The 9,028-nt window shown below is 44.5% G+C and carries 11 protein-coding genes; 2 read left to right on the top strand and 9 right to left on the bottom strand.

What is annotated here, in order from left to right; translation table 11 throughout:
* Positions 1 to 203 precede the first annotated feature (203 nt).
* The 8 genes from fusA to fkpA all read right to left on the bottom strand — a co-directional run bounded on the left by fusA (position 204) and on the right by fkpA (position 6,328).
* Positions 204 to 2,300, bottom strand: a complete 2,097-nt coding sequence (fusA, locus tag OQJ75_RS22215) for an elongation factor G (protein WP_265974944.1) — start codon at positions 2,298 to 2,300, stop codon at positions 204 to 206.
* Between the two features lie 166 nt (positions 2,301 to 2,466).
* Positions 2,467 to 2,937 carry a 30S ribosomal protein S7 gene (gene rpsG / locus OQJ75_RS22210; RefSeq protein WP_010435163.1) on the bottom strand — a complete coding sequence of 157 codons (471 nt, stop codon included), beginning with the start codon at positions 2,935 to 2,937 and terminating at the stop codon, positions 2,467 to 2,469.
* A gap of 106 nt (positions 2,938 to 3,043) precedes the next feature.
* On the bottom strand, positions 3,044 to 3,418 hold the full coding sequence (gene rpsL / locus OQJ75_RS22205; RefSeq protein WP_004737194.1) for a 30S ribosomal protein S12: 375 nt from the start codon (positions 3,416 to 3,418) through the stop codon (positions 3,044 to 3,046).
* Between the two features lie 182 nt (positions 3,419 to 3,600).
* On the bottom strand, positions 3,601 to 3,876 hold the full coding sequence (gene tusB, locus OQJ75_RS22200; RefSeq protein WP_016790847.1) for a sulfurtransferase complex subunit TusB: 276 nt from the start codon (positions 3,874 to 3,876) through the stop codon (positions 3,601 to 3,603).
* Positions 3,877 to 3,884: 8 nt separating this feature from the next.
* Positions 3,885 to 4,241: a sulfurtransferase complex subunit TusC gene (tusC, locus tag OQJ75_RS22195; protein WP_265974945.1), complete on the bottom strand. Its 357-nt coding sequence runs from the start codon at positions 4,239 to 4,241 to the stop codon at positions 3,885 to 3,887.
* The gene (gene tusD, locus OQJ75_RS22190; RefSeq protein WP_248373066.1) at positions 4,238 to 4,627 is read right to left on the bottom strand and encodes a sulfurtransferase complex subunit TusD; all 390 of its coding nucleotides are present in this window, start codon (positions 4,625 to 4,627) and stop codon (positions 4,238 to 4,240) included. Before tusD ends, tusC begins: the two co-directional genes overlap by 4 nt.
* Positions 4,621 to 5,346 (bottom strand): helix-turn-helix transcriptional regulator, encoded by a 726-nt coding sequence (locus OQJ75_RS22185; RefSeq protein WP_004729851.1) that lies wholly within the window; start codon positions 5,344 to 5,346, stop codon positions 4,621 to 4,623. Before OQJ75_RS22185 ends, tusD begins: the two co-directional genes overlap by 7 nt.
* Before the next feature lie 205 nt (positions 5,347 to 5,551).
* Positions 5,552 to 6,328 (bottom strand): FKBP-type peptidyl-prolyl cis-trans isomerase, encoded by a 777-nt coding sequence (fkpA, locus tag OQJ75_RS22180; protein ID WP_017061105.1) that lies wholly within the window; start codon positions 6,326 to 6,328, stop codon positions 5,552 to 5,554.
* A 131-nt stretch (positions 6,329 to 6,459) separates the two neighbouring features.
* On the opposite strand from fkpA, the gene OQJ75_RS22175 reads away from it, so the two are divergent.
* Together OQJ75_RS22175 and OQJ75_RS22170 are read left to right on the top strand one after the other, a co-directional pair.
* Positions 6,460 to 7,437, top strand: coding sequence for a WD40 repeat domain-containing protein (locus OQJ75_RS22175; protein ID WP_265974947.1), 978 nt, complete (start codon positions 6,460 to 6,462; stop codon positions 7,435 to 7,437).
* Positions 7,438 to 7,442: 5 nt separating this feature from the next.
* Positions 7,443 to 7,670, top strand: coding sequence for a SlyX family protein (locus OQJ75_RS22170; protein WP_009848930.1), 228 nt, complete (start codon positions 7,443 to 7,445; stop codon positions 7,668 to 7,670).
* Positions 7,671 to 7,851: 181 nt separating this feature from the next.
* Here the strand turns inward: OQJ75_RS22170 and OQJ75_RS22165 are convergent, their stop codons facing one another.
* The gene (locus OQJ75_RS22165) at positions 7,852 to 8,817 is read right to left on the bottom strand and encodes an isoaspartyl peptidase/L-asparaginase family protein (protein ID WP_265974946.1); all 966 of its coding nucleotides are present in this window, start codon (positions 8,815 to 8,817) and stop codon (positions 7,852 to 7,854) included.
* Positions 8,818 to 9,028: the final 211 nt, after the last annotated feature.

Raw genomic sequence — 9,028 nt, 5'->3', positions numbered from 1 at the left:
CCGATAGTACCAACGTTTACGTGCGGTTTCGTACGTTCAAATTTTTCTTTAGACACAATCGTGTTCCTTCCTAGTTATGATTCGCCACGTTCATTATTGAGCGAGACGCGCCAGAAATTGCTATTTTATGCGCCAACTCTCGTTAGCGCAATATTTGGACGCATTGTTCTTTCAAAAAATGAAAAAAAATGCCTTCCTTTTGTTTAACCACGCTCTGCAATGATTGCTTTTGCAACATTGTTAGGCACTTCAGCGTACTCACTAAACTCCATAGAGTAAGAAGCACGACCTTGTGTCGCAGAACGTAAATCAGTTGCGTAACCGAACATGACAGACAACGGAACTTGTGCACGAATTATCTTCAGGCCAGCTGTCCCCTCGTCCATACCTTCGATGATGCCGCGACGACGGTTAATATCGCCAACAACGTCACCCATCCAGTCTTCTGGAGTAGTTACTTCAACTTTCATCATAGGCTCAAGCAGAATCGGTTGCGCTTCAAGTGCACCCGCTCTGAAAGCCATAGAGGCAGCGATTGTAAACGCCATCTCACTTGAATCTGTTTCATGGTAAGAACCATCATATAGTGTAGCTTTGATATCCAAAACTGGATAGCCAGCAAGTACACCATTGTTCATCTGCTCTTCAACGCCTTTAGCAACTGAAGCGATAAACTCTTTTGGTACGATACCATTGGCAATTTCATCCGCAAAGACAAAGCCTTCTCCAGCTTCTGATGGTTCCAGTTTAAGCCATACATGACCGTACTGACCTTTACCACCATGTTCACGGATAAATTTACCTTCCGCTTTCGCTGTACCACGAATAGTCTCACGATAAGCCACTTGCGGGTTACCAACGTTGCAGTTCACGCTAAATTCACGCTTCATACGGTCAACGATGATATCTAAGTGTAGTTCACCCATACCAGAAATCAGAGTCTGGCCAGTTTCCGCATCCATATCAACGCGGAATGATGGGTCTTCCGCTGCTAGTTTACCTAGCGCGATAGTCATTTTATCTTGATCAGCTTGAGAACTTGGCTCTACAACGATCTGAATAACTGGGTCTGGGAATTCCATGCGCTCAAGAACAATCTTATGGTTCTGGTCACATAGCGTTTCACCAGTGGTCACATCTTTCAGGCCAATGATGGCTGCGATGTCACCTGCTCGTACTTCTTTTACTTCTTCACGTTTGTTTGAGTGCATTTGAACAATGCGGCCTAAACGCTCACGTTGTTTCTTCACAGAGTTGTAAGCAGTTTTACCGCTTTCTACAACACCAGAGTAAACACGGATGAAAGTTAAAGTACCAACGAATGGGTCTGTTGCAATCTTAAATGCTAGCGCTGAGAACGGTTCTTTGTCGTCCGCGTGACGCTCTACTTCATTCTCGTCTTCATCGATACCTTTAATTGCAGGTACATCGACTGGAGAAGGAAGGAAATCAACAACTGCATCTAGAACAGCTTGTACACCTTTGTTTTTGAATGCACTACCACAAGTAGCAAGTACGATTTCATTATTAAGGGTACGAGTACGAAGACCTTGTTTGATTTCAGCTTCTGTTAGTTCACCTTCTTCAAGGTACTTATCCATCAGCTCTTCATTTGCTTCTGCAGCAGCTTCAACAAGTTCTGTGCGATATTCTTCAGCCATTTCTTGCATGTCTGCAGGAATATCTTCGTACGTGAAAGTCATGCCTTGGTCAGCTTCGTTCCAGTTAATTGCCTTCATCTTGATAAGATCGACAACGCCTTGGAAGTTTTCTTCAGCACCAATGTTCAGTTGAATTGGAACAGGAGTTGCGCCTAGGCGGTCCTTGATCTGTTCAACTACGCGCAAGAAATCTGCGCCGGTACGGTCCATTTTATTAACGAAAACCATACGTGGAACTTGGTACTTATCAGCTTGACGCCATACTGTCTCTGACTGAGGTTCAACACCAGAGGAGCCACAGAACACAACAACTGCACCATCAAGTACACGCAGAGAACGTTCTACTTCGATTGTGAAGTCAACGTGTCCAGGAGTGTCAATGATGTTGATACGGTGGTCCGAAAACTGAGCTTCCATACCACGCCAAAACGTAGTGGTTGCTGCTGAAGTGATCGTAATACCGCGCTCTTGCTCTTGCTCCATCCAGTCCATGGTTGCTGCACCATCGTGAACTTCGCCGATTTTGTGAGAAAGGCCGGTATAGAACAGAATACGTTCACTTGTGGTTGTTTTACCTGCATCTACGTGAGCAACGATACCGATATTACGATATTGCTCTATAGGAGTTTTACGAGCCACGGTTGAATCCTCTTATTAGAGACTTAGGGACTATTGCTATGTCTAGATTATGCATTAAAAGCGATGCTTCGCTAAAAATTGCTTGCCCTAGAAATAGCAATAGTTCCTAGCATAAGCATAGGAACTAAAGAAGTGCCGCAAGGAACCTTGCAGCACTAAAAAGGTATTACCAACGGTAATGTGCGAACGCTTTGTTTGCGTCAGCCATGCGGTGAACGTCTTCACGTTTCTTAACCGCAGTACCTTTGTTCTCAGACGCGTCTAGCATTTCAGCAGCTAGGCGTTGAGCCATAGATTTTTCACCACGCTTACGCGCAGCTTCAACTACCCAACGCATAGCAAGAGCGTTACGGCGAACCGGACGAACTTCTACAGGTACTTGGTAAGTTGAACCACCTACACGGCGAGATTTAACTTCTACCGCTGGGCGAACATTTTCAAGAGCTTCTTCAAATACAGCTAAGTGGTCTTTACCAGACTTCTCAGCCATTGAATCTAGTGCAGTGTAAACGATTTTCTCTGCAGTAGATTTCTTTCCGTCAACCATAAGGATGTTAACGAATTTTGCCAGCAATTCAGATTTGAACTTAGGATCTGGAAGGATCTTACGCTGACCTATTACGCGACGACGTGGCATGGATATTCTCCGTTGTCTTCTTCAGGTTTTTTCCAAAACTTTTCAGAATAATAAATAAAATAGTGTTTGGCCTTACTTAACGCTTTCTTTTAAAAAAGAAAATGCATTAAGACTTAGGACGTTTCACACCGTACTTAGAACGACCTTGTTTACGGTCGTTAACGCCAGCACAGTCTAGCGCGCCGCGAACAGTGTGGTAACGAACACCCGGAAGGTCTTTTACACGACCGCCACGGATTAGTACAACACTGTGCTCTTGAAGGTTGTGACCTTCACCACCGATGTACGAAGTTACTTCGAAACCGTTGGTTAGACGTACACGACATACTTTACGTAGTGCCGAGTTAGGTTTTTTAGGTGTAGTAGTGTAAACACGAGTACATACACCACGTTTTTGTGGGCACGCTTCTAGTGCAGGCACGTTGCTTTTAACAACTTGCTTTACACGAGGCTTGCGAACCAACTGGTTAATAGTTGCCATTAACTAGCTCCTGAAATTTACTTGAAAGTAAGCTTTGTGAAAAATCTATCCCTAATCACAAGTCGTAATTAGGGACGCAAAATTCTATTCAGCAGTGGGAGGTGTGTCAAGAAATATACAGATCTTTTTTAGCCGTCTAGAGCTCAGGATGGTCTAATTTTAACCAAACTGATAAAACACGGTTACCAAGTCACTGATTTGTCGTTTAAAACCGTCAGTTTAACGAAGCCATCGAAGTCAACTTGATCAATGGTACTTGAGACAAGTAGTTGTAAACCTCGGCTATCGAGATCTGGTTTTAAGACCGATACCTGCTCTACTGCGCAGATTTGAGTAAATAACTCATGATTTGGAAGGCAAACATACACCGCATCTTCCACCAAAAGAAACTGATCCTGTGGCTGAGAATAGGTTAATGCAAGTTTAAGTTTGTCGACTGATTTTACGATATGAAGCATAGCGTCCCCTAGAAAGTCAGTATCTGTTGGCACTGAGCTAACTTCTGAGTTAACTCGTCGGCTTCAACGGTGGTCACATCGATTAGCAGGTTTTCTGCTGAAAGACCAAACTGACTCAGGCTACGCTGACACACATGCACCTGTTCGATGTCGTACAGGTCCATAAGTTTGAATGCAGAGATGTAGTCACGCGATAATGTTTCGTCGGGCTGCTGCGCTTTGAGAAGCTGTGTCACGCCATCACCAACAAAGAACACGGCGATGTCTTCACTGTATGCGGACGCAGCAAGTAATGCATCTAACCCTTCTCTACCCGCAGCGGTCGTATGAGGGAAACTGTTAAATATAAAGGCTAACTTTCTCAAAACTGCACAACCCTATCTTGCGTTAGTAGCGCTTCTGATAAGCTCCCTAATCCGGCCTGAGTGAATCCAGGAGCTAGGTTAGAGGCACTGAGTTGATGTTGCTCTGCTTCTTCAGAGCTAATCACTCCGCGTCTTAACGCGGCAGCTACACAGGTTTCAAGGCTAACATTGTGTTCATCAGCCAGCCTTTGCCAAGCTGAAGCCAAGTCAAATTCATCGTTGGCCGGTACGGTAAGGTCTGAGCCGTTACTGACGCCATCTTGATAGAAGAACACACTGTGAAGTTTGTAGCCCTGTTTAATCAGAGCCACGGCAAACTGGTAAGCACTTCTTGCTGACTGTGAGCCGTAGACAGGCCCATTAACTAGGAGTGTATAGCTTAGCAACCCTCTTCATCCTCTGTTTTACGTTGGCGGATGTATAGGTACACGGTGTGCTTAGAGATGTTCAGTCGCTCAGCAACGCGGTTGATCGCGTCTTTAATATCGAAAATACCTTTGTCGTACAGCTCCATCACGATCTGACGGTTCTTAGTATTGTTCGATACCGATTTGTCAGCGTTAATTTCTTCAATGGTGCGTTCAACCGTTTGGTCGACAAGTTCTTCAACGTCACTAGCAAAGTTAACCGATGATGCAGCTTCGTCTGCGTCTTGCGTAGGCATGAACGATTGCAGTACTTGTGAGAATGGCGCATCTAGGTTGACGTTAATACACAACAAGCCAATCACTCGGTCTTCACCATTGCGGATAGCAACCGTGATCGACTTCATCAATACTCCGCCTTTAGCACGAGTAAAGTATGAACGTGAGAAGTTACGCTTAGAACCTTCAATATCTTTCAGCATCTTTAATGCAAGATCGGTGATCGGCGAACCAACCTGACGACCTGTATTTTCGCCGTTGGCAATTTTAATCGCAGAAGTATTGAGGTCTTCTAAAGAGTGTAAAACGATTTCACAAAACGGACCAATAAGGCTCGCAATACCGTCAACAACGGCCTCATAAGATCTTAGAATGATTTTATCGTGTTCACTGAATGGCATAACGTGGACTGATTCCATTTCAAGTAACACATCTGCATTGACTGTTTCTGTAGTAGTCACTTATTCCTTACCTTCGTGTGAAAAATCAACAAATTTATGTAAGTTTATCAGAAAATTTTAATTGCACACCTAGCTAACATTGCAACTAGTGATTTAGAACAAGTTTAAAAATCAAATACTCATCTTCAAATCATAAAAAAAGCCTAACTCAAAGTTAGGCTTTTTATTCAATCAACGTATTGTAGTACGAGGCTTTTAACCGATATTACTGTGCAGGAGCTGCTTCAGCGTTATCGATGTTTAGTAGTTCTACTTCGAATACTAGCGTTGAGTTAGCTGGGATAGTCGGTGTGTCTTGCTCACCGTATGCTAGCTCTGGCGGGATCACAAACTTGTACTTAGAACCAACTTGCATCAGTTGTACGCCTTCAGTCCAGCCTGGGATTACGCGGTTTAGTGGGAATGTTGCTGGTTCGCCACGATCGTAAGAGCTGTCGAACTGAGTACCGTCTGTTAGCGTACCTTTGTAGTGTACTTGAACGGTATCTGTGTCTTTTGGAGAAGCACCTTCACCCGCAGTCATTACTTGGTAAAGTAGACCAGATTCAGTTTGCTTAACACCTTCAGTTTTAGCGAACTCAGCGCGGAAATCATCACCGGCTTTCTTCACTTCTGCAGACTTCTCTGCCGCTTGTGCTTGCATCGTTTCAGCAACACGCTTGTCTAGAGCTTCAAGAGCTGCGCGAGTTTCTTCTTCGTTCAGTGCTGTTTTCTCTGCGAATACGTCTTCGATACCTTGAAGAACCATATCTTTGTCTAGGTTAATACCTAGCTCGCTTGGCTTATCAATGCTTGTGCTTAGGTAGTTAGCGAAAGATACACCGATTGCGTAAGCCGCTTTGTCATCTTCTGTTTTAAAGTTTACTGCTTCAACTTTAACTTCTTCTACCTGTGGAGCTTCTGCCTTTGGTTCTTCTTTCTGACAACCAACTGCTAGCATTACCGTCGCGGCAAGCAGTGATACTTTTAAAACTGATTTCATTGAATTCTCCAATTAATGGCCAAGCCATTGGTTATTGTGCACAAATCTAATGATTAGATTGGTGTGAATACGTTAGTTATAACAATATACTAGTCATATGTCTTTCGACACAAACCGGATTATTAGATGTGATGCGAATATTTTTCCACTCATTGCTATGTACAATTGTCATCACCTTGTTAAATGGTTGCTTTTTCTTCCAAGATGATGAGCAGCGTTGGGAAATTGAACCCAATGGTGCCACCAGCTTTGCCCTAAGCAGAGATGGACGCTTCGCTCTACTCTACTCTCAGAAAAAACACTTACTGCTCTGGGATTTAGATCAAAACAAAGAACTCGCTCAACTTGGCCCCCAAGACCAATCTGAAAACCAAGTATCGCGTATCCGTATCTCGGACAATGGCCGCTTTGCGATTACCGCAAGTCAGTTGAACTTCGCCGTCTGGGACTTATCTTGGACTCAAGCTGAGGGGCTTTGGTCTATTTCCGATGGCTTGATTCGCGATGTCGATATCTCTAGCAATGGTGAAAAAGTCTTACTTGGCCTTTCTAATGGCAAAGCCATCTATGTGGACTTAGTCACCGGACGCCGTCTGGAGTTCCTCGCTCACCGAGAAAAAGTGAATTCAGTGTCCCTTTCATCCAATGGGCGATACGCATTATCAGGCGGTAACGACTACAAAGCTTACCTTTGGGATACCGAATCAGGCTTGGTGTTACGTACCTTCGAGCATGAACAAAGAGTAGTACGAGTTGCACTACAACGGGATGGAGAATTGGCTTTTACTTCCGATGGCGGCAACCAAGCCATGATTTGGGATCTAGAAACGGGTGAACCTCAAACGCAATTACAGAGTTGGTCTCGACAGTTGATTTTCTCAAGTGCGCGTTTTTCTGATGACGGCAGTATGTTGGTGACAGGTACGCCATCAAGCCAAGTGAGTGTGTGGAATACTCAAGATGGCAAGCGAATTTCTCGTCACGATGCTGAGCCACTAAAAGATGCTCGCCCTCCCCGTGCGGTAGTGTATGATGCAGCCTTTGATGAAAAGAACCGTGTGATATCGGGCACCTCTGCGGGCATTGCCCAAGCTTGGAATGTGGATTAAGAACGATGACAGAAAAGCGAGTTGAACAACTAGAAAGCCGCGTAAATGACCTAGAGTGTCAGCTAGCTTTCCAAGAACAGACCATTGAAGAACTCAATGAAGCGCTTAGCCAACAACAAATGTTGATCACGAGAATGCAAGACCAGATGAAGTTCGTGGTTGGCAAAGTGAAAAATATGGACGGCTCTAATCTAGCTGACGCATCAGAAGAGACGCCACCTCCACACTATTAAGTGCGGTTCAAAATAACCAACTGATTCTAGCGACGCATATCGCTAGTCTCTCGCCCTCGATGTGTAAACTCATTTCAGGACGGGACATAGAAAACTAAAAGGGCGACAGATGCTTATCTGTCGCCCTTTTGTTTGTTTAATCTTCGCTAATTCAACTAAAGCTAGTTAAGCCCATAAAAGCTTAGTCATCAGCATAAATTTTCACTTCCACACAACCGTTAGTATCAACACTCGCGCGATACATCCCTGAGCTGTTCATACCAAAGTGAATATCACCTTGGCCATCAATCGCTATCAAGCCACCTTCGCCACCCATGGTTTTCAGTTCACCTTGGATGATGTGTTCACAAGCAGTATGCACGTCTTCTTTGAGATAACGCATTCGTGCTGCTACATCACTGGCAACCATCTTTCTTAAGAAGAACTCGCCCATTCCGGTAGTGGAAACCGCAACGTTACCATTCTCGGCAATGGTACCTGCGCCAATGATTGGTGAATCACCGACACGACCATATTTCTTATTAGTCACACCGCCAGTGCTTGTCGCAGCTGCTAGGTTACCCGCTTGGTCTAACGCCACCGCGCCAACTGTTCCGTATTTTTTGTCGTCAGGGTATTTCTCGGCTTGCTGCTCGTCGTATTTTGCTTCCGACAAAGCAAAGATGCCTTTCTCTTTCATTGATAGAAGCTGGTCGTAGCGACGCTCAGTAAAGAAGTAATCCTGCTCGGTGAAGGTGTACTCATGCTCAAAGGCGAACTTCTCAGCGCCTTCACCAATCAACAACACATGATCGCTTTTCAGCATCACATCACGCGCAAGTTCAATCGGGTTTTTGATATGACGGACACCAGCAATCGCACCCGCATCCATTTCACAGCCGTGCATAACAGAAGCATCCATCTCAACAAATTCATCATGAGTCAGAACCGAACCTTTACCTGCATTAAAATGCGGGCTGTCTTCCATCACTTTAACCGATGCCACCACCGCATCCAGAGCATCACCGCCCGATTGCAGTACTTGATAGCCCGCTAAAACTGACTTTTCCAAAGCCTCGGTAATACCCGTTTTTAATTCATCGCTCATTTGCTCTCGTAAGATGGTTCCTGCACCACCATGAATGGCAATTGAAAAAGGTTGTGACATGCAAACTCTCCACTGATGTCGTCTTATAATGTTGTGCCTATCAATATCACATCCATGGTTCTATGTCTGATAGCGAAAACCAAACTTTTTACGAATGCTTAGATTTGCGGACACTTAGTTTGGTAGATAAAAGCGAGGTCAAAAAGCTAGACTCCAATACAAAAATGTATGGTCCGCCCCGTTATTGCAACTACAATTAAGTAATAACGGA

It is taken from the genome of Vibrio sp. 14G-20 (assembly GCF_026241515.1).
Classification (GTDB): domain Bacteria; phylum Pseudomonadota; class Gammaproteobacteria; order Enterobacterales; family Vibrionaceae; genus Vibrio.
Note: the sequence above shows the minus strand (reverse complement) of the source record. Positions and strands in the feature narration are given on the sequence as shown.